This window comes from Novosphingobium sp. CF614 (genome assembly GCF_900113255.1).
Lineage (GTDB): Bacteria > Pseudomonadota > Alphaproteobacteria > Sphingomonadales > Sphingomonadaceae > Novosphingobium.
In genome coordinates, this window is sequence record NZ_FOOR01000007.1 from 19,320 (window position 1) to 44,444 (window position 25,125).

Sequence of the window (25,125 nt, forward strand, 5' to 3'; positions counted from 1 at the left end):
TTCATATTCCATCCACAAGAAAGTGCAATGGCTTTCAAAAGCCGGACCTGACCACAGCCTCCTCCCCGGATTCGTCAATCAGGCGCTTATCTTCGTTAATTCAAAGGCATAGGAAATCGCCAAGGCCTGCACCAGGCACATCGATCCCGACAGCGTCCTGAAGCCGCGAACTTCCGTATCGCGGACTTGCAGCAGGCAATTGGCCGGTTTCGCAACCGGTCCGACCGGCGAATCCGTGATTATCGCGATGGGCGTGCCAGCCTGGGCGACATGCTCCGCAAGGCTCACCATTTCATCGGCATAGGGGCTGAAACTGATTCCCACCAAAAGATCACCCTTGCCGATGCGATTCGCCTGTAGACCGGCCATGCCGCCGATTCCGTCCACCAGAATCGCACGCTTGCCGCCTCGTTGCAGCGAGTAGGCCAGATAGGCGGCAACCGGAAAACTGCGCCGAAAGCCCGCAACATGTACCGTCTCTGCCTCTCGCAGCATCGCGACGCATTCCTCGAACCGGTCATGATCCACCGATTGCAGAAGATGTTCCAGGGCAAGCGCGGAGGCCCCGGCGAATTCCGCCAGCAGATCGACGGGGCCCGGCAAAGGCGTGTCCTCCGCGCCTTCGAGGAATTCTCGGGCGCGCCGATGATAACCGCTTTCGGGCCGGGCCGCGAGAAGCTGGTCCTTGAGCAGGCGCTGCATCGAAGCCGCGCCATTGAAACCAAAAGTCTGAGCGAACCGGACGATGGCGGAAGGCGGCGCGCCCGTCCTGTCAGAGATCACTGCCAAGGTCTCTACCCCGGCACTGTTGGGATCATCCAGAATGTAGCGGCCAATCTGCTGGAGGCGCGGACTGAGTTCATCGAACCGCTCAAGGATCGCTTCCCGTAACTGTTGCGCACTGTCGGTCGCCGCCATATCGTCATCTCTCCTACTCCGACCCATACTACAGACATTCCAGTTGACGGCTATATGGAATATGTGTTCCATTAACCGGAAATCGCGGAGAGGATTCCCGGAATGTTCAAGGTCGCCCAGTTCGGCGCAGGGCGCATTGGCGCCATTCATGCTCGCAACATCGCGGCGCATCCGGCCCTTTCGCTGGAATATGTGGTCGATCCCATCCAGGAAAGCGCGCGCGCCCTGGCCTCCACCTACGGCGCAAAGGTGGCCTCGGCGGAAGAGGTCTTTGCCAATCCGCAGATCGACGCGGTAATCGTCGCCAGCTCGACAGACACGCATCTGGACCACTGCCTGGCGGCAGCACGGGCCGGAAAAGCCGTATGGTGCGAAAAGCCGCTTGATCTCGACCTCGATCGCCTCAAGGCAAGGCTGGCCGATCTGGAACCGATCGCGGACCGGTTGCTGCTGGGTTTCCAGAGGCGCTTCGACCCCACCTTCCGGGCGCTGCACCGCCGACTCAACGCCGGGGAAATCGGCGAGGTCGAGACCGTCCACGTGACCAGCCACGATCCCGCGCCGCCGCCGGTAAGCTACATCAAGGTCTCGGGCGGCATCTTCAAGGACATGACGATCCATGATTTCGATGTTGCCCGCTGGATACTGGGCGGCGAAATCGTCAGCGTCTTTGCCTCGGCCAGCAACCTGGTAGACCCCGCAATTGGCAAGGCCGGCGACTTCGACGTGGCCAAGGTGATCCTTCGAACGGCCGGCGGGAAGATCTGCGTCATCTCCAACACGCGCCGTTCGGGCTATGGCTACGACCAGCGAATCGAGGCCTACGGTCAGAGAGGACGCCTGGCCGCCAACAACATGACCGAAACCCAGGTGGAAACCTGGACCGAGGCCGGAGCCGCCGCCGATCGCTTCGAAAACTTCTTCCTGACGCGCTACGCCCAGGCCTATGCCGCCGAGGCCAATCATTTCGCGGACATCCTGGCCGGCACCGCAAAGCCCTTGGCCGGGATTGCCGATGGCCTCGGCGCCCTGGAACTGGCCGTTGCAGCGGAACAGTCCGCGCGCACGGGCCTGCCGGTGCCGATTTCGAGCCTGGGCTGATGCGGCGGCTTCGCCGAACTGCGGCCACGCTCTCTCTAGCCCTGCTCGCCCTGACGGGCTGCAACAAGAGCAAGGGCGAGTTCCAGGTCGCCGCCTCGTTCCACAACCTGTCCGAGCCCTTCTTCGTCGCCATGCGAAGGAACGCCCAGGACGAGGCGCGCAAGCTGAACGTCGATCTCTTGATCCTTGACGGGCAATCCAACTCCGCCAAGCAGACCGCCGACATCCAGGTGGTGACCGCCACCGGCACGCGCGGCTTGATCCTGGCGCCCACCGACGTCAACGCGCTGACACCGGCGGTGAACGACGTCATCGACCTGGGAATTCCCGTTGTCACTGTCGATCGAAGGGTCGACAGGAGCAAACGCCCGGTACAGCATTTCGGCGCAGACAATGTGGCGGGCGGGCGGCTCATGGCACAGCATGTAATCGCCATGTTCCCCCAAGGCGCCCGTATCCTCCTGCTGACCGGCGCGCCCGGTTCGAGTTCGGCGATCGATCGCACCAAAGGCATTCATGAAGCCTTCAAGGCCGCGGGACCGCGCTATGCGTTCGTTGCCGAACAGACCGCCAACTGGCAGCGCGAACAGGGGCTTACGGTGACCCAGAATATCCTGACCTCGCTGGGCGGCCAACGGCCCGACGTCATCATCTCGGAAGATGACGACATGGCGCTCGGCGCGCTCGAGGCGCTGCGCAGCATTGGAGCGCAAGGGATAAAGGTGATCGGTTTCAATGCCACGCCCGAAGCGCTCAGGATGATCCGCGAAGGGCGGATGGAAGCCACTGTGGAACAATCTCCCAGCCGCCAGATCCGCATCGCGCTGGACCAGTTGGTGGCCCGGATCCGCACCGGCAAGCCGATCAGCGGCGCCAACATCACACCGATCCTGATTACGAGGCAGAACCTCGGCCAGGCTGAACGCATCAACGAACTGAAGTAGGACGAGGGCATGAGAAGCGCCATCAGGCACGCGCGAGCAAGCTGGTTGGGCATGGCCGGCGCTCTGGCATTGGCCACCGGCTGCTCGGGAACAGTCCTGGCCGCCCCGGCCGAAAGCATAGTCAGTTCCGCGCCGGTGAAGGACGGATTGGCACTGGTTGAGCGCGGCACCGCGGTTCCGATCCTTCTCGATCCGGACGAGCCTAGTGTCGCCAGCATCGCCGCACAGGATCTTGCCAGCGATATCGCGATGGTCACCGGGCAGAAGCCCGAAGTGCGCAAGACGATCATGGCGGACGCGAAGTTCGCGATCATCGTAGGCACACTCGGGCAGAGCAAACTGATCGACGCCATGGCCCGGTCCGGCCGGCTTTCCACGGCGCAGATTGCGGGAAAGTGGGAAAGCTTCCTGATCGCAACTGTGGACAAACCGCTACCCGGCGTAGCCAAGGCGCTAGTAATTGCCGGCAGTGACCGGCGCGGCACTGCCTACGGCGTGTTCGAACTCTCCGAGGCCATGGGCGTCAGCCCCTGGGCCTGGTGGGCGGACGTGAAACCCCGCCATCGCGATGCGCTTTATGTCGTTCCCGGCCTGCGCCGGTTCGGGCCGCCCTCGGTCCGCTATCGCGGCGTGTTCGTGAACGACGAGGACTGGGGCCTCTTCCCTTGGGCGAGCCAGACCTTCGATCCCCAGTACAAGGACATCGGCCCCAAGACCTATGGCCGGATTTTCGAACTGCTGCTGCGGCTCAAGGCGAACACCTTGTGGCCGGCGATGCACAAGACGACGAAGGCGTTCAACCTGGACCCAGAGAACGCGAAGCTGGCCGATGAATACGGCATCGTGATGGGCTCATCCCATGCGGAAGCCATGCTGCGCAACAACGTCGGCGAATGGACGGCACCCGGGAAGGACTACAACTATGCGACCAATCGCGAGGGTGTGCGCACTTATTGGGAAGAGCGGGTGCGTGCGAACGCGACGGATGAGAACATCTGGACCATCGGCATGCGCGGCGTTCACGACACCGGCATGGTCGGCACTGTATCCATGGCCGACAAGGTGACACTGCTGGACCAGGTGATTGCCGACCAGCGCGCGATGCTGGATCGCCACGTTCCCGGCGGTTCGGCCAAAGCCGCGCAGATCTTCGTGCCCTACAAGGAAGTGCTCGACATCTATCGGGCCGGCCTGAAGGTGCCGGACAACGTGACGATCGTCTGGCCGGACGACAACTTCGGCTACATCCGCCAGTTCCCCAGCCGGGCCGAAGCCACCCGCCCCGGGGGCACCGGGGTCTATTATCACCTGTCGTATCTCGGTTATCCGCTCGCCTACCTATGGCTTTCGACAACGCCGCCCGCGCTCGTGCGCGAAGAAATGGTACGGGCCTACGACCAGGGCTCGCGAAGCCTCTGGATCGTCAACGTCGGCGATATCAAGCCAGCGGAAATCGGCACCACGCAGTTCCTGGACATGGCATGGGATATCGGGCGCTGGCGGGATGTGAACCAGAAGGACTACCTGCGGCACTGGCTGGGTGAAGCCTTCGCCTCCACGGCCATCGGTGACCGCGCTGCCATGATGATGGACACCTATTTCCGGCTCAACTTCGAACGCAGGCCGGAGCACCTCGAATGGCCCGCGCATGAGGAGGACCGCCACCTTTCCGGCTTCACGGTGGCGGAAGTGAACGATCGCCTGCGCCGCTGGCGCAGCCTTGCCGCCGAAGCGGAAACCCTTGGCAAGGATATCCCGGCCGATCAACGCGATGCCTGGTTCGAACTGGTCGAGTTCCCCATCCGCGCGGCCTCGGCCGCCAACGTGCGGTTCTTCGCGGCGGAGCGCTATGACGAGCTAGTTGAGGTCGATCCGCCCATGGCGCGTTCGGCCGGCGGCGCCGTCGCCTGGGCGGAGGACGAGATCAAGGCCCTGACCGATCGCTACAACAACCAGACGGCAAACGGGAAATGGCACCATATCATGCCCGCCGAACCCGCCGACAGCCAATGGCGCATCTATCGCCCGCGCCCGATCGTCACCCCCGCCGAGGCACTGCGCGCCAGCCCCGACGCCTTCTTCGCCGAAGTCGATAAGAGCCCTGACCCGGCATCGGCGGTCGTCGAGGCGGAAGACACGCCGGCCAAGGGCTGGCGCCTGATCGAGGGCCTTGGCCGTGGCCGCGGCGTCCTGATGGCCGACAAGCCCGGCGCAAGCTGGTCCACCAGCTTCACCCTGTCCCGTAGCCAGTCGGTGGATCTGGGCATCCTGCCGCTGTTCCCCGACGGCGAGGAGCGCGACCTTAAGCTGGATGTCAGCATCGATGGAGGCCCGTTCCGCTCCATCGCCGTTCCCCGCAAGGTCGGCAGCACCGAGTGGGTTTCCGGCGTACTCGACAACCTGCTGAAAGTACCTGTTTCCGGTCCGCTATCGGCGGGACGTCACCAGATCGCGGTCACCGCCAGAAGCGGAGGCATCGCGCTCGACCGGCTACTGCTGAAGGAGGCGGGCGTAGCGCAGTCTTCCCATTGACATCGCGAGAGCCGGGTTCAGCCGCCACCGGCAATCTGGCTGTGGATCGGCATCAGCCGCCATGTGTCGGAACTGCATTCCAGCGAGTGCCCGGCGGCTTCCAGCGCGACCGCGAGAGCCCCGAGAAGCCCGGAATTGTTGCCCAGCCCGGGGCGCGTCACGATCTCGTCGACATTTCCCGCGAAATACTCACCTCCCCTGGAGCGAGCGTAGTCGCGGATGCGTTCGATCAGTCCGGGCGTGGCCATCACGCCGCCGCCAAGCACGATCCGCGCCGGGGCCAGGATCGCCTGATAGGTGACGATCGCTGCCCCAAGATACCATGCGACGATATCCGCGCCCTCATGGTCGGGACCCAGATCGGACAGGTTCGCGGCCCAGCGGGCCATGACCGCCGGGCCAGCCACCAGTCCTTCCAGGCAGTCGCCATGGAACGCGCAATGTCCGGGAAAGGCGGTATCGTGAGGATGGCGCGGCAAGGGGATATGCCCCATTTCCGGATGGGTCATGCCTTGCAGCAGTCGCCCGCCGGCTACGAAACCGCCGCCCACGCCGGTGCCCACCGTTAGATAGAGTAACGATCCAAAGCCCCGCCCGGCGCCCCAAGTTGCCTCCGCGAGGGCAGCCCCGTTGACGTCGGTCTCCAGTCCCACCGGGCACCCGAACGCTCGGGCGAACGGGGAAACGAGATCGGTTCCACTCCACAAGGGTTTCGTGGTGCGGGTGGTCGAGCCCCATTCCGCATGCGCCCGGTCGAGATTGAGCGGCCCGAAGCTGGCCAGGCCGATCGCGGCCAGATCGTAGCCCTGATCCGCGAGCCATGAAATGCTCTGACCAAGCGTCTCCTCGGGAGAAGTGGTTGGCAACCGGTGGCGCGCCAGGATCGTGCCGTCCGCGCTGGCCACGCCTAGCACAAACTTGGTGCCGCCCGCCTCGATGAGCCCGTAGTACATTACTTTTCCCCGATTCCACTGCCGACCGCGTGATCGACAAGTGCCTCCTGCCGGCCCCAGGCACAAGGCTTGCGGCTCAGCGATAGATGAAGCTCGCCGCCAGCCATGATCTCACCCTGGCTCAGCCATGCATGGTCCAGCGGCTTTCCATTTAGGCGCGCTTTGCAAATATAGACCGCATCGGGGGCTACATTCGCGGCAACGATCGTAAAGCGTCTGCCGTCTTCCATCATGATCGTAGCGCGCGGCTGATGGGGCGCGTGCAGGTAGAACAGGTCGGAGGCCAGCTTGGGAAACAGGCCGATGCGGTTGAACACATAATGCGATCCCATCGCGCCGCTGTCCTCATCGCCCGGATAGGCATCGGGCCTAAAACGAGTGAACACCTGGTTAGCCCAGTAGCTTGCCAGATCGGGACGACCCACTTCGATGAAGAGCCAGGGCGTGGCGAAGGACGGCTCGTTCGTGATGTCGATCAGCCCGCTCTTGAGCGCGTGCTGCAAGCGTTCGATGAACCGTTCGCGCCCGCCCATGACACGGACCATTCCGGCTACGTCATGCAGGGCGCCGAACGAATAGATCCATGCCGTGCCTTCGTAGAAGCCCACGTTGTTATAGATCTTCCCGTCCCAGCCCAGCTTGGGATCAATCGCCTGGAAGGCGCCGTCCGGACCGCGCGGGATGATAAAGCCAGTGAAGCCGTCGCTGCCGACATCGGGGTTCCAGACCTTCTGCCAGTTGGCGGATCGCTTCATCAGCGTCGTCGCCAAGGGCTGATTGCCGATCTTGCGCGCAAGCTGGGCGGCATAGAAGTCATTCAGGGCATAGGCCAGGGTGGAGGAACCGGACTTGGCCCGCTGGTTGTCGGGCTCCGGGCTCTGGTCTCCGGCGGCGAAATAGCCTTCGATCAGATAACGCGGGCTGCGCTGCTGGGTGGCATTGAACAACGCAACCTGCGCGGCCTTGGTCCAGTCGACACCTGCCACGCCGCGCAGCAATGCTTCGCCCAGAACGTTGTCCACTTCATCTCCGCCCTGGCCGACATGGTAGTTCCGCCCGGCGATAAAGGCGGTGTCCACTGCGCCGAACCGCTCGAAAGTGCGGACGAACGAGCGGATATTGCCGGCATAGTCGCTGGGCCGGACCAGCGACATCAGCGGGAATACCGTGCGATAGGTATCCCACAGGGTATAGTCGTCATCCCAGAACGGCGTCCCGCGATCCTCATCAGGGCGGTCCGTGGTGCGGTTCCGGGGCAGGATCATGCCGTGATAGAGCGCGGTATAGAACCGCCGCTTGTCCGCCTCCCCGACCCCGTCGATGGTGACCCGGCCAAGCTCTCTATTCCAGGCTTCGCCGGCGGCCTGCTTGACTGCCTCGTAGTCCCATCCCGGAATTTCGGTTTCGAGATGATCGAGTGCCTTTTGCCCGCTCGTGAAGGAGACGGCGATCTTCATCTGCACCGGCTGCCCGCCGGTGTCGCCGAATTCCAGCCAAGCGCCCAGCCGGTGATCCGCCTGCGATGCGGCCATGGTCGTTCCGGGATTGACCACTCCGTCGATCGCCGTGCCCCAGCGAAGCGGTTTGCGGTCCACCCGCGCGGCGAACCAGATGTCCACCAGCGCGGGGGACCAGTAGCCCTTTGCCCGCACCCGCCCGGTGACGGTTCCGGTGGCGGGGTCGAGGCGGACGTCCGCCATGTCGCTCGCCACCGTGCCGCCGACTTTGCGGGTAACGTCAAACACCAGGCTGGCGGGCTCACCCGCCGGGAACGAGAAGCGATAGATCGCTGCATCATGCGCCGGCGCAATCTCGACGCGAGTGCCGTAGCGTTGCAAAGTCACGGCATAGCTGTCCGCCGCGGCGTGCTCGTCCCGCTTGGGTGAGGCATGCGCCAGTTCGTCAAAAGTGACAGGTCCCGTTTGGGGAGAAACCAGGAACGTCCCGTATGTGGTGACGCCACCCGAACCCTGGGAGTGGAGTTGCGCGAAACCCGTGATCGGCTGCCCCGCGTTGTAGCCCGCATTGCTTGTCTGCGATGCGATCTGATCCGGACCGACCGGCACGAGGGACAGCGTTTCCGGGCTCGGGTGGATCGATCCAGCGGGCAATGAAGGGCCGATGATCGTATCGCCCTGATTGTCGTTCCCGGTGCCCACGCTGGGATCGACGTAGGAGGACAGCGCGCGGCCAGCATCCGCTCTTGCCGTCCCGGAGACGAGAACGGCGGCGGAAAGCAGCAAAGCTGCCGAAATCGAAGACCTGCGCATTACTTACTCCGTCTTGAGAGGCCACGCACCCGGCTTTTTGGCCATCTCGAGTTCCAGCACACCGCCGGCCGCGATTTCGGCATGGCTCAATATCGCCCGGTTCAGACGTTTGCCGTTCAGCTTGGCATCTACCACATAAAGATTGTGCTCGCTCGCCATGGGCGCGACGACCGTGAAGCTCCTGCCACTTTCCAGATGAATGAGGCTGCGAGTGAAGATCGGGCTGCCGATGTAATACCGGGTGGTGCCGGCGACCGGATAGAGCCCCGTGCTGCTCCACACGTACCACGACGACATGGCGCCCGCGTCGTCGTTGCCGGGAAGGCCATCACGGGACAGGTGGTACTTCGTGGCCAGAATATGCCGGACCCGTTCCGCTGTCCGGTCAGCGCGGCCGGCGTCGATGTAGAGGTAGGGCGCGAGGATGTCGGGCTCGTTGCCCTGCTCGTATTGGCCGGTGTCGAACAGCGTATCGAGCCAGCGCACGAAAGACTCCCGCCCGCCCGTCATCGCGATCAGGCCATCGACGTCCTGCGGCACATAAGTCGAATACTGGCGGCTGCTGCCTTCGTAGAAAGGCGCTTCCCACCAGGGCATCGACTTGTCTGGATAGAGGTATTCGCAGGTGAAGTTCTCAAGCCAGCGCCCGTCGGCATAGCGCGGCCGGATGCAGCCCAAATCCCTGTCCCACAGGTTCTTCCAGTTCGCCGAGCGTTGCAGGTAGCGCTGCGCATCAGCCGTTCGGCCGAGCTTGCGCGCGGCCAGGGCAATCGCATAATCGTTGAAGGCATATTCCAGCGTGCGCGAGGCCGAACGCGTCTGGCTGAGCGAAACGTAGCCCTTCGATAGGTAATCGCCGAGCACCCGACCTTGATGGAAAGGGGCATCGGATTCGACCTCCCCGTCCTTGCTCAGGGCCTGCCATGCCAACTTGGTGTCGAAGCCGCCCAGATCCTTCACGATGGCATCGGCGATCACCACGTCGGCGTTCGATCCGCCCTGGGTCATGCCGTTGGCCCCGGCAATGCGTCCGTCGGGAAGCCAGCCGGTCCCCTTGTAGGTATCCAGCAGCGAACGCACCATATCGCGCTGGCGCTGCGGCTGGATCAGCGTCAGCAATGGATGCAGCGTGCGGAACGTGTCCCAGATCGTGTAGAAATCTTCGTAGTGCGGTTCCTCGGACGGCCACCACACGTTCTCACCGCTCAGGTCGTGCGGCATCGTATGGCTGCGGTAGAGCGCGGAGTAGAAAATCCGCCGCTGTTCCTCGCTGCCGCCCGACACTTCGATGCGCCCCAGCGCATCGCGCCACAGCGCAGCGCTGTTCGCATGGATCGCATCGAAATCCCAACCGGGGATCTGCCGGTCCAGGTTCGACGCCGCCTGGTCCATGCCGACGAAGGAGACCCCAAGCTTTACCTGCACCGGCTGGCCATCGTAGGCGCCAAACTGCGCCCAGAGGCCGGTGCGGCGAGCGAAGTCATCGCGCAGGTCGTACTCCGTCATCAGCCCCAGGCGATCCTGCGCCGATTTCGTCTGCGCTTCGCCGTCGAGCGATTCCGGCCCCTCGTTCAAGACGGTCTCGCCCTGACGCGCCCGCCAAGTTCCGAACCGCCGCGCGGGCCGATCGAAGCGCGCGGTGAAATAGAGCTTGTAGGGCGCCGGGTTCCATCCGCCCTCGAAACTCGCCCAGCCCCGCACGGTCTTGTTGTCGATCGCCTCGACATGAACGGCCGTAGCCCGCTGGCCTTCCCCGTAGAGCGGAATGATCGAGGTAGCGTCGAGGATCACGTTGCCCTGCGCCGACCCCTTGGGAAAGGTGATCCGCATGATGCCAGCAAGGCGTGTCGCGGTCAGTTCGACACCGATGGAAGTCGGCTGCGAATTGCCTATCGTGACGCGGTAGTACCCCGGAGACGCCGCTTCGTTCCGTCTGGCGAAGTGCAGGTTGTGCCCCCCGATCTCGCCCACGGTGGGGGTGATGCGAAAGTTCCCGTATTTGCTCCGTCCACCCGTGCCGCTGACATGGGTGAAACTGAACCCCATGATTGCAGTGTTGGAATCGTAACCGCTGGTGGGCGCATCAACAGTGTCCGGGCTCAGCGATACGAAGCCGAACGGCACGCCAGCGCCCGGCACGGTGTTGCCGCCATGATCCGCGCCGACGAAGGGATCGGCCAGGGCAACGGGGTCTTCAGCGTGGACCGGCACCACGGCCGAGAACAGCGCGACCGCTGTCGCGATCGACCAGATGCGGCGGACAGGGCGATGGGAATGCGAGATTGTGCCCACGGCTCAGAAATTCGGATCGAAGTTGAAGAAGATGGGATTCGACAACGCCACCATCGTGCCCGTGATCCCGGCCGACATCGGGACGGCGGGATAGGCTGACTGCGGCCCCTGCACTTCCACCCGGTAATAGCTGCGTCCCCTTTCCGGCGGCGTATCCGTGAACGTCACTTCCGGCTTTTCGGCATCGACCGCATAAGTTCCGAAGGTCTCGCCGTTCCTGACGACCTTGACCTGATATGCGGCCCAGGGAATGTCGCACTGTGCCAGCTTCACATGGAAGATCACGGCCTTGCCGGTCGCACGCAGGCTATCGCCCATCATGGCATCGGGGCTGCCGTCGCCATCATGGTCGACCGAGAATTCGACGCGCGGAGCGTTGGGATTGGCACTGATCGAGGAATGCCCAACGGTCAGGGCGTCCACCACGCCCTGCCTGTCCCGCGTCCGTGCGTAGACCCACGTCGTCGGCGTGCCGATGTAGTTGGCAAGCCGCTCGATGCTGTTGGAAGAGCGGTCGGCGGAGGTGTCTGGCCAGCCGTGATGAGCATCGCTGCCTCCGCGCGCGGGAAGCTTGCGGCCCGATTTCAGCATATCGTCCCACACCGCCAGCGAGGGAATATTCTTCGCCCAGTTGGAACTGTTCCAAACCTCGATCGAATCAACGAGATCGTATGAGAAGCCGAAATGATCCTTGTTGGTGGGGTGATTGGCCGAAAGGTGCACCTTCATCCGCCGCTTGAGGGCAAGAATATCCGCATCGCGCGCATCGCGGATCCGGTGGAACTGGACCTCGTCGAACGGGCGGGACGAGAACACGTTGCCGTGCCCCCTGTCGGTGGTCCATTCGGCGGCGTAGAGCAGCACCACTTTGTCCGAACGCCATTCGGGGGCGGCCCAGGTGTGCGCAGCGACATCGCCATCAACGTGATTGTCGTGATCGGTGATGGCCAGGAAGTCGAAACCCTGATCTTCCGCGAAACGGACGATCTTGCCGATGGAATTGTTGCTCGAATCCCGGCTGTGGTGCGAATGGATGTGAAGGTCACCCTTCAGCCAATCGCCCCGCATCGACGTGCCGCCGGCGGAATCCGCCGCCGAAATGCCTGTCGCGTGTAGCGCAAGCAGGCCGGAAACAGCGGCCAGGACAACCCGCGTCGCAAGGCTCATAAGCCCTCGATCACCGCTGCGGTGTCTTCCGAGGTAGGAGTCCAGATCGAACTCAGCGCCCCGTCGGGGCCGAACAGGGCTGGTACGATGCCCGCGACACCGGCCGCTTCCCAGATCGCCTTGATCTCCGCCGCGCGCGGATCGTCGACCGGGCCATTATCTCCCCTGGCATGTCGCAGCCATCCCGCCAAAGCAGCCAGGATGGCGGGGCATGACCTGCCCTTGCGCTGCTGCGCGGCGAGCGTTCCCAGCCAGCGCTGCGGAATCTTCTGGCTGCCGTCCATGGCGATCTGGATGAGCCTGTGCTGCAGGGCCGGATTGGCGAAGCGGGCAAGCAGGTTTGCCGCATAAGCCTGAAGGTCTTGCCCTGCCGCCGCTTCGAAACTGGTCGCGGCCTCCTCACGCATCAACCGTTCGACCATCGGCCCCAGAACCGGATCCCCCACGGCTTCGTGGACATAAGTGTACCCGCGGCCGAGCCCCAGATAAGCCAGCGCGGAATGGGCGCCATTGAGCATCCGCAGCTTGGCTACCTCATAGGGCGCGACATCGGAAACCAGTTGCGCGCCGACATCCTCCCAGCGCGGCCGGTCTCCGGCGAAACGATCCTCTATCACCCACTGGCTGAACGGCTCGGTCACTACCGTCGCCTCGTCGCGCTGGCCTAGTTCGGCGGCCACGGCATCGCGGTCGGCATCGGTGGTCGCGGGAACGATGCGGTCGATCATGGTTGCGGGGAACGTGCAGTGCACATGCACCCATTCACCCAGTTCCGGATCCATGCTCTGCAGATATTCGCCGACGAGCCGCTGCAGCTGCTGGCCGTTGTCTGCCAGATTGTCGCAGGAAAGCAGCGTCAGGCCGGGCAGACCAGCGTCACGCCGGCGAGCGAGGCCGTCGCGCAGGAACCGATAGATGCTGTCCTCCCCGGCCAGCGTCAGGTCGAGCGAACCATCGGGCGCGCGACAATAGCCCTTTTCGGTGACCGTGAAGCTGACGATCCGCGTATCTGCCGAGGCCATCCGTTCGACCACCGCATCTGGTTCCCGGCGCGCCACCAGCACTTCGCGCACAGACCCGACAATCCGCAAGGTCACACCCGCTGCCGATCGCTCCATGACCGTGTAGAGACCATCCTGGGGATTCATCTGTTCCGCCACATCCGGTGAACGCAGGGACACGCCCGAAATCATCCAGTCACGCTCGCCGGCCGCCATGGCCAGATCAGTGTACCAGGCCTGATGGGCGCGATGGAATGCGCCGATGCCGAAGTGCACGATGCCCACGCGCTGCCCGTGGCGATCGTAACCGCAGCGCTGCACGCCCGCACCAGCCTGCGCGAGAGAGGCGAACGAAAGTCTCACAGCCGGTAGGCCCGCCTGACGAGATTGTACGTCAGGTCGCGGGCGAGTTTCGCGGCTTCCCAATCTTCCAGGCGATGTTCCATGACCAGTTCGGCCAGGAACCCGCAGTCGATCCGGCGGGCGACATCATGCCGCGCCGGAATGGAAAGGAAGGCACGCGTATCATCATTGAAGCCTACCGTGTTGTAGAAGCCGGCGGTCTCCGTCGTCATCCGGCGGAAGCGGCGCATCCCTTCCGGGCTATCGTGGAACCACCACGCCGGGCCGAGCTTAAGGCACGGATAGTGCCCGGCAAGCGGGGCCAGCTCACGGGCATAGGCGCTCTCATCCAACGTGAAGAGGATCAGCGACAGGCGAGGCTCGTTTCCGAACCGGTCGAGAAGCGGCTTGAGGGCGCGGACATAATCGATCCGCGTCGGGATATCGCCCCCCTTGTCGCGGCCGAACTGCTCGAACAGCCGCGCATTATGGTTGCGGAACGAACCGGGATGAAGCTGCATGACCAGCCCGTCCTCGATCGACATCGCCGCCATTTCGGTCAGCATCTGGGCACGGAACAGCTCAGCCTCTTCGGCAGAAAAGCTTCCAGAACTGACCTTGCGGAACAAGGACTCCACCTCGGCGGATCCGAGGTTGGCGGTTTGGGCGGTGGGATGGCCGTGATCCGTGCTGGTGGCGCCCATGCTCGCAAAAAAAGTGCGGCGTTTGCGATGGGCAGCAAGATAGCCTTGCCAGGAGAAGCAATCCTCTCCGGTTATGTCCGAAAGCAGCTTCAGGTTATCACGGAAGCCTTCGAATTCGGGATCGACCACCGGATCCGGGCGATAGGTGGTTATAACCTTTCCCTGCCAGCCAGAGGTTTTGATCGCGGCGTGATGCTCCAGCGTGTCGAGTGGACTCTCGGTGGTTGCGATCACCTCGATGTTGTAGCGCTCGAACAGCGCGCGCGGACGGAATGCCGCGGTCGCGAGGGCATCGGTGATCGTATCGTAGTAAAGGTCCGCGGTATCCGCATCTAGCCGCACGCCGATGCCGAAGGCCTCGGCAAAGACCCAGTCGAGCCATAGGCGCGAAGGCGTGCCGCGAAACAGGTAATAACGCTCGGCGAACAGCCGCCAGGCTGCGCGCGGGTCCACGTCGGGATTGCCCACGCCCAGATCCTCCATCGCCACGCCCTGCGAATAGAGCATGCGGAACACGTAGTGATCGGGGACGAGCAGCAGCTGCGTGGCGTTGCCGAATGGAGCATCGTCGGCGAACCATGATGGATCGGTGTGGCCATGCGGACTGCAAATAGGCAGGTGCGCCACTTCCCGGTAAAGGTCCCGCGCCAGATCACGGGTGGCGGGGTTGGCCGGAAACAGGCGGTCGGGATGGAGAGTCAAAGGACGAGGCATGAGGTCTCCTACGCGGAGAAGCGCGCGTAACGTTCGCGTTTCGCCTGAGCGGCCTTTCTCGCCTCCGCGATCTGGCGTTCTTCGGTGGCGAACAGGAGGCTGTCGATCACCTGGGTAAGGTGAGCCCGCATCGCCGCGCGAGCACCATCGGGGTCCCGCCGCCTCAGGGCATCGAGAATTGCCGCGTGTTCGACCACCACCGGTTTGATATTGGCGGAGCGGGCCTTGGCATGGAGCAGCGCGGCCTCGGGTGAAGCGGCACGTAAGTCCCACAGCCGTTCGATCACGTCATAGATGGCAGCATTCCGGGTGGCGCGAGCGATTGCGACGTGGAACTGGCGATCCGCCCTTTCCGTCCCATCCGGGTCGGCGTTCTCCCGGGCGATCTCCTCCACCAGTCGCGCGATCTCTGCCAGATCCTCTTCGGTGGCCTGCGTCGCGGCAAGCGCGGCAGCTTCGCTTTCGAACAGTAGCCGGGCCTCGCTCAGTTCGAAGCCCGAGACGTTGAAGCCTTCGGCGGCGCTTCCTTCCCCCGCGCCGGGAAGCTTGCGCACATGGGCCCCGGAGCCCACGCGGACCTCGATCAATCCCTGCACTTCAAGGGCGATAAGCGCTTCGCGCACGGTGGGACGGCTGACGCCGAACCTGGCGGCCAGCTCACGCTCGGCAGGCAGGCGCGCGCCCACAGGATAGAGCCCCGATGCCAGTTCCTGGCGAAGATCGCGGACCAGATCCTGATAGAGTCGATCCTGCCCCTTGTCTGCACTGTTGCTCATGGAAATCCTTTTGGTCTGACCAATATTATTGACAGGATGGTATAAGGCCGTCAAGCTGTATGCCATCCTGTCCTTTGATGCGACCCGAGACCGTCATGAAAATCACATCCGCCCGAGTCATTGTTACGAGTCCGGGACGCAATTTTGTTACACTCAAGATCGAGACGGACCAAGGTGTCTACGGCATTGGCGACGGAACGCTGAACGGCCGGGAAAAGTCCGTGGTCTCCTATCTCGAGGATCACGTCATCCCCTGCTTGATCGGAATGGACCCGCAGCGGATCGAGGATATCTGGCAATATCTATATCGCGGCGCCTATTGGCGGCGAGGGCCGGTGACGATGCGGGCGATCGCTGCGGTCGACGTGGCGTTATGGGACATCAAGGCCAAGATGGCGGGCATGCCGCTGTACCAGTTACTGGGCGGGCGCAGCCGCGAGCGGGTGATGGTCTATGGTCATGCCAATGGCAGCGACATTGCCGAGACGGTCGAGGCGGTCGGCCATTACATCGACCTGGGCTACAAGGCGATCCGAGCGCAGACCGGCGTGCCGGGCATCAAGGATGCTTACGGGGTCGGGCGCGGCAAGCTGTACTACGAACCGGCCGACGCCGCGCTGCCGTCGCTCACCGGTTGGGATACGCGCAAGGCGCTCAATTACGTGCCCAAGCTCTTCGAGAAGCTGCGCGCAACCTATGGCTTCGAGCATCACCTGCTCCACGACGGCCATCATCGCTACACCCCGCAGGAAGCAGCGAACCTGGGAAAAATGCTCGAGCCCTACCAACTCTTCTGGTTCGAAGACTGCACGGCGGCGGAAAACCAGGAGACGTTCAAATTTGTGCGCCAGCACACCGTTACCCCGCTGGCCGTGGGCGAAATCTTCAATACGATCTGGGACGCCAAGGACCTGATCCAGAACCAGCTCATCGACTACATCCGCTGCACTATCGTCGGCGCCGGCGGCGTCACGCACTTGCGCCGGATTGCCGATTTTGCCGCACTCTATCAGATCCGCACCGGCAGCCACGGCGCCACCGACCTCTCGCCGGTAACCATGGGGACCGCACTGCACTTCGATACATGGGTGCCCAATTTCGGCATCCAGGAATACATGCGCCACACTGAAGATACCGACGCAGTGTTCCCACACGACTACCGCTTCGAGGACGGGCACCTGATCTGCGGTGAAACCGCTGGACATGGTGTCGATATCGACGAGAAACTCGCCGCCAGATATCCCTACAAACCCGCCTACCTGCCCGTCGCAAGGCTGGAGGATGGCACCATGTGGAATTGGTAGGCATACTCAACGATGGCACGGATCGTTTGTCTCGGCGAAGCCATGCTGGAACTCTCCCGAGCAGGAGAGTCCTGGCAGATGGGCTACGGCGGAGATACGCTCAACACCGCCATTCACCTTGCCCGTGCCGGTCACGACGTCGCGTACATGACGGCGCTGGGCAACGACCTGTTCAGCCGGCATTTGCGATCGGCCTGGGCGGCGGAAGGGCTTGATTGCAGCTTAGTCATGACCCACCCCGTGCGGCATGCGGGACTCTATGCCATCGTTACCGACGATGCCGGCGAACGCAGCTTCACCTATTGGCGCGATACCAGCGCGGCGCGGGCCATGTTCGAACTGGACGCTGTCGGCGCCGCCATGGCCAAGGCGGAAAGAGTCGACTTGTTCTGTTTCTCGCTGATCTCGTTGGCGATCCTGCCTCCCCAGGGACGCGATGACCTGCTGAAACTTGCCGCGCGAGTGCGCGACAACGGCGGGCTCGTCGCTTTCGACGGCAACTTTCGTCCACAGTTGTGGGAGACGAGGGAAACCGCAATCCTGCTGCGTGATCGGGCCATTGCCCTTGCCGATATGGGCCTGCCCACGTTCGAGGATGAAGCGGCGCTTTCAGGCGCGGAAAATCCCGATGCAGTTGCACGGCACTGGCACCAGCTGGGCTGCGGCGAAGTGGTCGTCAAGCTCGGTCCCGATGGATGCCGACTTCCGGACGGTACGCCTCTCCCGCCATCGGCACGGCTCGACCCGATCGACACGAGCGGCGCCGGCGATGCATTCAACGGCGGTTACTTGGCAGCCCGCGCACAGGGCGCGTCGGTTGCCGAAGCCGCCCGCTCGGGGCACGACATAGCGGCTTGGACGGTCATGCGACGCGGAGCAGTTCCGCCACTGGACAGCACGGCTCCTTATTCACGATGTTTTCCGGATGATTGATCACAGCCGTCGGCGATTATCTCACCCGGTGAAGCCAGTCTCGCCGAATGAGTGCCTAACATTACAGTTGCACTTTTTCCTTGAGATGAGCGCGTCTGGCGGCGGCTTGATGGGCGCGTCGCCAGCATGACCATGCGATGACGTAGGCGGGTCGGATACGGCGTTGGGCAAGCCTGTTGGCGATGCGTCGGGCCTCCTGGATGGACCAGCGGTGTTGCTCCGATCCCCCATTGGAACCCCACCGCGAGATAATGGGCCTGCGCTACCACTTAAGTTACTGAAGAGTGGTGCGCCCGACAGGATTCGAACCTGTGGCCCCCAGATTAGGAATTAGAGTGCCGTGCTGATTTATATAGGTTTTTTTGTAAACCTCGCCCCTCAGGAACCCCGCTAATCCTTGGCCACAAGCGCAGACTGTAAACTCGCGTCAGCGCAAGCAAGCGCACTATCCATCCGTGCACTAGAAGCGGGATCAACGATCTCAAGCTTTTATGGAAAAACGGCGTGGAACCGCCGTCTACCGAGATATTGAGGGTATCTCTCACAATCACATAACATTCCTAACATTCCTTTATTTTCAAAACGTTATAACATAATATAATCATAATATTGATATAATCATATTAGGTCTAAGGAAGATAATATTGCGCTCCGATAAAATTCTTTAAAAACAGTGATATAAGGTTTTTGGCCGAAAAATATTATGCCATGTTAGGCCTTAGGCATAACATAGAGAACGGTAGTTTTCTGCGGGTTTCAGGCATACTTTCGGGGGAGATTAGGAATATTAGGTCTTTGCGAACCACACCCCCCTCCGCCAAATCGCAAGGCCATCCCGGAAGATGCAAGAAAATCGACGAAGAAGCCGAAAGCGAGGTGTGGGGGCGAGCGCGGCGCGCGGTTGCTAGAAGCTGTGTTGCCTGGGTGCGTAATATTGTTACGCTTCACGGGTCGTTTTATGAACGGCGCGGACATGCCAAAGACCCGGCAGGCGCTGTCCAGCGCGCCTGCCGGGTCTTTGAGTCAGTCTTTGTGAGAGGTCAGCGGGTCGCTGCCGGCTTCCTGATGCCGTCCTGGGTGATGACGCTGCCGTCGCTGCACATGTAGTCGCGGAAGGACAGGACCTGGGCGCCGAACCAGTCGTTCATTCGCAGCATGCGGCGGATGATGGGGATGATCTCGGTTCCGTAATAGGCGTCCAATGTCTCGCTCACCTTGCCGAATCCTGAGGCATTCTGCGGGATCACGCCGATCAGCACCGGCGGCGTGCGATGCGCTGCCAGCATGTCGTCCCGGCTGATGTTCTTGATGTTGGAGAATTCGTCCTTTGCGGTCACGTCGGCGATTGGAATGACCTGTACGCCATCCTTCTTACCTTTCGGGATATAGAGAAACATGTTCCGGAAATTGCCGATTCCCTTGGCCTGGGACATCTTGTCACTGATCGCATCGGCGGTCTGAGTGTCCGCCAACGGCTCGCTGACATAGAGGATGAATCCGGCGTGGGCGCCGTTCAGGTAGTAGCGCCGACGAAACAGCGTCGCGTTCTCGGACAGCAGGCCTGACTGCAATGCCGCCAGCCATTCCGGCATCCCATAGATTTCCTGGGCCACGTCCGGCTGCTGCAGGTGGAACATTCGCCCCGCCTCGAACTCATGGATGTCGCCGATCGGGCCGTTGACGAACCAGTAGACGCCCGGCTTCACCCCGGCACGGGTATGCATTGCCGGCGAATATCCCACACGAGCGAGCCGCCCGGACATGTTCGGCACCCATTCCAGATAACCGTTGCCCATTTGCAGAAAGTCCAGCGCGAACCGCTCGAAAGCATCCGCGCCCAGCCACCGCGATGTGACCTGCTGGGCCACCAGCAGGTTGACCTTAAGGCCCAGCGCGCTGCGGTGATAGGGGCTCATGTTGAAGGTCTGTGCCAGCCTGCCCACCGGCAGCGGCGGCTCATACCAGCGGCCGTTGTGCCAAATCTCGAAATACTGGGCCAGTTCGCGCCGATCGAGCACGCTTTCCGGATCCCCGAACGAGAACATCTCGCTCTTGTAGTTGACCTGGTCGGCCTCGATCTGCTCGACCACGTCGGTGGAAGGCAGCGTGCTTTCGGTTGCGGTCATTGCATCGGCTCCTGTCAATCGAAGAACACAACCGTCCCGCCCGCGCCCTCACTGGCGCTGCCGGCGTCGAGCGGCTCGTTGGAAAGCGCGTTCAAAAGCGCCCAGGCCACGTCGGCATGGCCGACCTCGCCATTGCGCCGCGCGATATAGGTCACGCCCTTCTGACTCCCGGTCAGCGCCGGGCGGATGGCGATCAGGGCCTGCATAAGGTCGGTCCAACCGGCGTCGAATTCGATCCGCTGGGCTCGGAACAGGTTCTGCCCCTTGATGACCAGCGCGGTCTTGCTGGCCACCGAATATTCGATCTTGCGCACGGTGGGGAACCAGTGGCTCACCAGTTCGGCCACCGCGCCGCCGTGGCCGGTGGTGTCGATCGCGATATCGGTGACGTTGTAGCGCGCGTGGACTTCCTTGATGAAGTCGGCTTGGCCCGCATAGTCGCGGCCGTTGAGGCGATATTTCTCCAGCACGCGGAACTTGCCCCGGCCGGGATCGTCGGGCGGCGCCACCACCACCAGCGCGGCATCGTCGCGGCCCTGTTTGTTCGGGTCGTATCCGATCCATACCGGCTTGTCGCCGAACGGCCGGCCGCCGGGAATGTCCACCAGCGCCGGCTTGAAATCACGCCACTTGAGGAAGCTGTCCACCCGCGCCGGCGCGATCCGGGCATAGGGAAAGCTGCTCTCGGTATCGTCGACATCTTCGCATTCGTAGAGATTGCGGAATGCTTCCTCGGAATATTCCCGGCGCAGATCGTCGACGTCGATCAGCCGGTTCAGGCCCATCGCGCAGGCGTCATGGATGGTGAGAATCTGCTGCCAGGACCCGTCCGGCATCCGCGCGCCATGGCGCAAATTGCGCAGGCTGATGTCGAACGGCTGCTGTTCGCCTTTGCCGCGGCCCCGGTTCCACTCCTCGCCAGACCAGAAGGCATAACTTTCGTGCGTCTTGGTCGACGGCGTCGAGAAATAGGTCTTTTTATAAACCTTGTGCGTCGCCATGCCGCTGGCGACGCGGTTCAGCTCCCCGAAACCATGAACCCAGGCGTATTCGTCAAAGTAGAAGTCGCCGCTCTCGCCCTGGGCAGTGGCCGAATTGGTTGAAAGAAAGTAAAAGCCGACCTGATCCAGCGATGGACCTGTCGGTTCGCCATCTTCATCGGCCGGATACTGCCCGACGAAATCGATCTGGATGATCTTGCCCTTGAGCTCCACCCCGGTGACACGGCGCACCCAGCTTACGATTTCGCGCCGGAATTTCAGCGCCTGGCGTTCGGACGCGGAAAGAAAAATCTGGTTGCGGGGCCGCTCGTCCTCTTCCAGCCTGGCCTTGCCACGGCCGTCCAGCACGGCCTTGGCCACTTTGGCCAGCGCCTCTCTGGCGAAATACCATGTCGCCCCGACCTGCCGGCTCTTGCGCAGCTTGCGGACGCGCTCGTCTCGGCGCGCCCACCACAGTTCCTGGTATTCGAAATTGCGATCGTGGAAATCGTCCAGCAGCGCCTGGTACTGCTCCAGTGTCAGGAAATTGCGCCGTTTCTCCGCCTGCTTGACCCTGGCCTCCGGCCCGTTGCGCGCGGCGATCCGTTCGTTGAGATCGCCTTCCTTGCCGGTTACCGAATATTTCTCGATCCGCGCCGCGCGCTCCAGCTGCCGCATCAGGAAATCGATGCGCTTCATATCGCCTTCGTTGAAAGGCTCCTTGTCCAGCAGCGTCGCGATCTTCGCCTCCACCCGGTCGGCGATGATCTTCACCGGCGGATCGTCGTCCCACCGCTCGCGGCTCTTCCAGCTCGATATGGTGCCTTCCGCCAGGTCCAGTTCGGCCGCGATGTCTGTGATCCGCCACCCGCGCCAATAGAGCGATCGCGCCTCCCGGCGCTGCGCGCGCGCCACCTGCCGGGTGACTGCGCGCTCTTCGGGTCCTGGGGCTTGGGCAATGTGCATGGCCTTGCCATGCACCCGCCAGCGCGGCCGTTGTCGAACCTGTCTGGTGGTAGGACCGGGTTCTACATGCCCACCGCGTTGCCAGTGCCCCCCCGAATGGGCCTCAAGTCGCCATCAGACGACGAGTCAGACGATACGGGGGCGATGAACCGGCCCCGCGACCACACCGGAGCCGATCGCCATGAAGACCAAGCCCTTCCTCCTCGCCACCGCCGGCTCGACGGTCGACGGCCGCACGATCGACGACAAGCTGCTGAAGGAAATGGCATCGAGCTACGACCCCAAGACCTATGGCGCCCGGCTCAACATCGAGCACATTCGCGGCATTTCCGGCGACAAGCCGTTCCGCGCCTATGGCGACGTGCTCGAACTCTCGACCGGGGAGGTAGACGTCAACTTCAACGGCAAGACCGAAAAGCGCCTGGGCCTGTTCGGCAGCTTCGACGTGACCGACGATGCCAAGGCGCTCAACGATGCCGCGCAGAAGGTCTATCCCTCGATCGAGATCGAGCCGGATTTCGGCGGCAAGGGCTTCGCCTACCTGATGGGCTGCGCCCTTACCGACAGCCCCGCCGCCATCGCCACCGATCGCCTCAAGTTCAACCGGCGGATGCCCGGCACCATCCATCTCTCGCGGGACGAAGCCGCACTGATCGAATTTGCCGAGGACAAGACCGGCGACGCGGCGGATGGCCTGGTCCAGAAATTCGGCACCATGCTGGAAGGGCTTTTCGCGAAGTTCACGCCCGCGAAGCCGGCCGCCGATCCCGCCGATCCCAAGACCGGACAGGAGGCCGCTGCCTTCGATTTCGCGCAGCTCAAGCCGGTGTTCGAACAGTTAACCCAGGCCGTCACCGCCGAAATCGGCGCCCTGCGCACCGAACTGCGCGAGGAGGTCGACGGCCTCGCCGTCCAGTTCAAGCGCCTCGAGGAAGATCGCGAGGAGACCCCCGCCAACACTTACCGTGCCCGTCCCAAGTCGGACGGCAACGCCGGCAATTACGCCGGCATCTTCTGAACGCCCGCCCCGACCGCACCCGCCTTTACTGAAACAGGACCATAGACATGGCGCACTACAATCTCTCCGATCGCGGCCGCCGGCAGCTTGACAGCATGTTCACCGCCATCGCCCAGCTCAACGGCGCGCATCGCGGCGTCACCCACCAGTTCGCGGTCGATCCCACCGCCGAACAGCGGCTCGAGGATCTGCAGCGCGAGCAGGTCGGCTTCCTGCAGCGTATCAACGTGATGGGCGTGCGCGACTTGGTCGGGCAGGTCATCGGCATGACCACCAACAACTTGATCGCGAGCCGCACGTCGCGCGCCAACCTGCCGCGCAAGCCGAAATATGTCGGCAGCCTGCAGGACCGCAAATACCAGCTCTACGCCACCGAGTTCGACACCTGGATGCCCTGGGAACTCATCGACGCCTGGTCCAAGTTCCCCGATTTCGCCCGGCGCTATGCCCGCCACGTCGCCACCTCGGTCGCGCTCAGCCGGATCATGGTGGGCTGGCACGGCGAAACCGCCGAGGCCGATAGCGACGCGGCCACCAACCCGCTCGGCGAAGACATCAATATCGGGTGGCTGCAAAAGCTTCGCCTGGAAAAGCCCACGCACGTCATGGGCCGCGCCATGGTCACCGCCGGCGGCGTCACCACCGCCACGGGCGCCGCCGCCCCGATCTACATCGGCCCGGCTTCGGACGTCGCCGATGGCGACTACAAGAACATCGACGCGCTCGCCTACGAACTTATCTCCGGCATGCCCAGCTGGGCGCGCAGTTCCACCGATCATGTCGTGGTGCTCAGCCAGGACCTGGTCGACGAGAAGTATTTCCCGATGGTCAACCGGCCGCTCGCCGATACGATCGATGGCGGAAAATCGACCAGTGACCAGACGGTGTCCGATATCGTCATGTCGCAGAAACAGATCGGTGGCCGCCCGGCCGCGATCGTGCCGTTTTTTCCGGAAGGCACGATGCTGATTACGCCGCTGAACAACCTGTCCATCTACTACCAGGAGGCCTCCCGCCGCCGCTACATCCGCGACGAACCGGAAAACATGGCCGATCTGGTCGACTATAATTCCGTCAACGAAGGATACGTCTTCGAAGACACCGATTTCGCGGTCATGGCCGAGAACATCACCTTCGGCGTCCGCCCGTAATCGAGAGGCACGTAATACCCGAGAGGCGTTGACGGCGGTATCTGGCATCCGGGCCGGACCGCCTGAGCCCAGTGCATAGCAGGGAGGTGTGGGGACCTGCGCAAGCGCCCCATCGCCAGCGCCTGCGGCCGCCGCCGGATAGAGCGGCCACCCCATGCAGAGGAGAGCCCCGCGTGATCAGACCCTTCAAAAAGCACCAGCAGATGGTCCACGCCCTCCAAAGCGGCGCCTCGATCGCGGCCCAGTCTACCGCCGCTCCCCCCGAGCCCAGCTCCGATACCGAATCGGGCCAGGAATACGCGGCCCTGCGCGTGCTGCTGCATGACAATCTGCGCACCCTGTCGGACGTCCAGTCGATCGAGGCGCGCAACCCGATGAAGGTGGAGATGGCGAGGCACTTCGCCCCCTGGATCGAGGGCGCGCTGAAGGCCGGGGAACAAGGCCTGGCCGCGCAGGATGAAATCCTGGTCACCAATATGATCTGGGCGATCGACTATCGCGATTTCGATTACGCGCTCACCCTCGCGGCCCATGTCCTGAAGTACAACCTGGTGCTGCCCGAACGCTACAAGCGCACCCCCGCCTGCTTCGTGGCCGAGGAGATCGCGACGATCGCCCTGGACCAGCACGAGGCGGTGTGCCTGGAGCACCTGATCCAGACCCGCACTCTGGTCGACGGCGCCGACATGCCCGACCCGGTCATGGCCAAGCTGCTGAAGGCGATCGGCCGCGCCTGGGAACGCCGCGCCGAATCGTTCGATGCCGCTGCCGACAATGCGCCGGCCGGCGGCAAGGCCGCCTACCTCGACGAAGCGCTGACCCAGCTCAAGCGCGCGTTCGAACTGGACCGGACGGTGGGCGTGAAAAAGGACATCGAACGCACCGAACGCGCGCTCAAGGCGGCGACGCTTGCCGCCGATCAGGATTTATGAA

General features: G+C 63.0%; 18 protein-coding genes. 8 read left to right on the plus strand and 10 right to left on the minus strand.

Features of this window, described 5'->3' with window-relative positions; genetic code table 11:
- Positions 1-78: 78 nt before the first annotated feature.
- Positions 79-918: a MurR/RpiR family transcriptional regulator gene (locus BM052_RS09740; RefSeq protein ID WP_091146125.1), complete on the minus strand. Its 840-nt coding sequence runs from the start codon at positions 916-918 to the stop codon at positions 79-81.
- 102 nt (positions 919-1,020) lie between these two features.
- Between BM052_RS09740 and iolG the strand changes: the two genes are divergently transcribed.
- Genes iolG through BM052_RS09755 form a run of 3 tightly spaced genes read left to right on the plus strand, consistent with a single transcriptional unit; the run spans position 1,021 to position 5,495 of the window.
- Positions 1,021-2,019: an inositol 2-dehydrogenase gene (gene iolG, locus BM052_RS09745; protein WP_091146127.1), complete on the plus strand. Its 999-nt coding sequence runs from the start codon at positions 1,021-1,023 to the stop codon at positions 2,017-2,019.
- A complete protein-coding gene (locus tag BM052_RS09750) occupies positions 2,019-2,963 on the plus strand; it encodes a substrate-binding domain-containing protein (RefSeq protein ID WP_091146129.1) in 945 nt (314 codons plus the stop codon). The genes iolG and BM052_RS09750 overlap by 1 nt, the downstream gene beginning before the upstream one ends.
- Before the next feature lie 9 nt (positions 2,964-2,972).
- A complete protein-coding gene (locus BM052_RS09755; RefSeq protein ID WP_091146131.1) occupies positions 2,973-5,495 on the plus strand; it encodes a glycosyl hydrolase 115 family protein in 2,523 nt (840 codons plus the stop codon).
- Positions 5,496-5,512: 17 nt separating this feature from the next.
- On the opposite strand, the gene BM052_RS09760 is transcribed toward BM052_RS09755, so the two are convergent.
- From BM052_RS09760 to BM052_RS09790, 7 genes are read right to left on the minus strand one after another with little or no spacing between them, the layout of a single operon-like run.
- Entirely contained in the window at positions 5,513-6,448 is a 936-nt protein-coding gene (locus BM052_RS09760) for an ROK family protein (RefSeq protein ID WP_091146134.1), read from the minus strand.
- Complete coding sequence (locus BM052_RS09765; RefSeq protein WP_091146136.1) at positions 6,448-8,718, minus strand: GH92 family glycosyl hydrolase; 2,271 nt, start codon at positions 8,716-8,718, stop codon at positions 6,448-6,450. Before BM052_RS09765 ends, BM052_RS09760 begins: the two co-directional genes overlap by 1 nt.
- Before the next feature lie 3 nt (positions 8,719-8,721).
- Positions 8,722-11,010, minus strand: coding sequence for a GH92 family glycosyl hydrolase (locus tag BM052_RS09770; RefSeq protein WP_255406061.1), 2,289 nt, complete (start codon positions 11,008-11,010; stop codon positions 8,722-8,724).
- A 3-nt stretch (positions 11,011-11,013) separates the two neighbouring features.
- On the minus strand, positions 11,014-12,177 hold the full coding sequence (locus BM052_RS09775; protein WP_091146139.1) for a CehA/McbA family metallohydrolase: 1,164 nt from the start codon (positions 12,175-12,177) through the stop codon (positions 11,014-11,016).
- Positions 12,174-13,541 carry a mannitol dehydrogenase family protein gene (locus tag BM052_RS09780; RefSeq protein ID WP_091146141.1) on the minus strand — a complete coding sequence of 456 codons (1,368 nt, stop codon included), beginning with the start codon at positions 13,539-13,541 and terminating at the stop codon, positions 12,174-12,176. The genes BM052_RS09775 and BM052_RS09780 overlap by 4 nt, the downstream gene beginning before the upstream one ends.
- Positions 13,538-14,938 carry a glucuronate isomerase gene (uxaC, locus tag BM052_RS09785; RefSeq protein ID WP_091146143.1) on the minus strand — a complete coding sequence of 467 codons (1,401 nt, stop codon included), beginning with the start codon at positions 14,936-14,938 and terminating at the stop codon, positions 13,538-13,540. Before uxaC ends, BM052_RS09780 begins: the two co-directional genes overlap by 4 nt.
- 8 nt (positions 14,939-14,946) lie before the next feature.
- A complete protein-coding gene (locus BM052_RS09790) occupies positions 14,947-15,714 on the minus strand; it encodes a FadR/GntR family transcriptional regulator (protein ID WP_091146146.1) in 768 nt (255 codons plus the stop codon).
- A 95-nt stretch (positions 15,715-15,809) separates the two neighbouring features.
- Between BM052_RS09790 and manD the strand changes: the two genes are divergently transcribed.
- Positions 15,810-17,018 carry a D-mannonate dehydratase ManD gene (manD, locus tag BM052_RS09795; RefSeq protein WP_091146149.1) on the plus strand — a complete coding sequence of 403 codons (1,209 nt, stop codon included), beginning with the start codon at positions 15,810-15,812 and terminating at the stop codon, positions 17,016-17,018.
- Between the two features lie 12 nt (positions 17,019-17,030).
- Positions 17,031-17,951: a sugar kinase gene (locus BM052_RS09800; RefSeq protein ID WP_091146150.1), complete on the plus strand. Its 921-nt coding sequence runs from the start codon at positions 17,031-17,033 to the stop codon at positions 17,949-17,951.
- A gap of 1,040 nt (positions 17,952-18,991) precedes the next feature.
- Here BM052_RS09800 and BM052_RS09805 read toward each other — a convergent pair.
- Together BM052_RS09805 and BM052_RS09810 are read right to left on the minus strand one after the other, a co-directional pair.
- Positions 18,992-20,077: a phage portal protein gene (locus BM052_RS09805; RefSeq protein WP_255406062.1), complete on the minus strand. Its 1,086-nt coding sequence runs from the start codon at positions 20,075-20,077 to the stop codon at positions 18,992-18,994.
- Between the two features lie 14 nt (positions 20,078-20,091).
- On the minus strand, positions 20,092-22,023 hold the full coding sequence (locus BM052_RS09810; protein WP_091146511.1) for a terminase large subunit domain-containing protein: 1,932 nt from the start codon (positions 22,021-22,023) through the stop codon (positions 20,092-20,094).
- Positions 22,024-22,204: 181 nt separating this feature from the next.
- Here BM052_RS09810 and BM052_RS09815 point away from each other — a divergent pair, with 181 nt between their 5' ends.
- From BM052_RS09815 to gpM, 3 genes are all read left to right on the plus strand, one after another.
- Positions 22,205-23,041, plus strand: coding sequence for a GPO family capsid scaffolding protein (locus BM052_RS09815; protein ID WP_091146153.1), 837 nt, complete (start codon positions 22,205-22,207; stop codon positions 23,039-23,041).
- Positions 23,042-23,088: 47 nt separating this feature from the next.
- On the plus strand, positions 23,089-24,192 hold the full coding sequence (locus BM052_RS09820) for a phage major capsid protein, P2 family (RefSeq protein ID WP_091146154.1): 1,104 nt from the start codon (positions 23,089-23,091) through the stop codon (positions 24,190-24,192).
- Between the two features lie 173 nt (positions 24,193-24,365).
- Positions 24,366-25,124, plus strand: a complete 759-nt coding sequence (gpM, locus tag BM052_RS09825; RefSeq protein ID WP_143084799.1) for a phage terminase small subunit — start codon at positions 24,366-24,368, stop codon at positions 25,122-25,124.
- The last annotated feature ends 1 nt before the right edge of the window (position 25,125 follow it).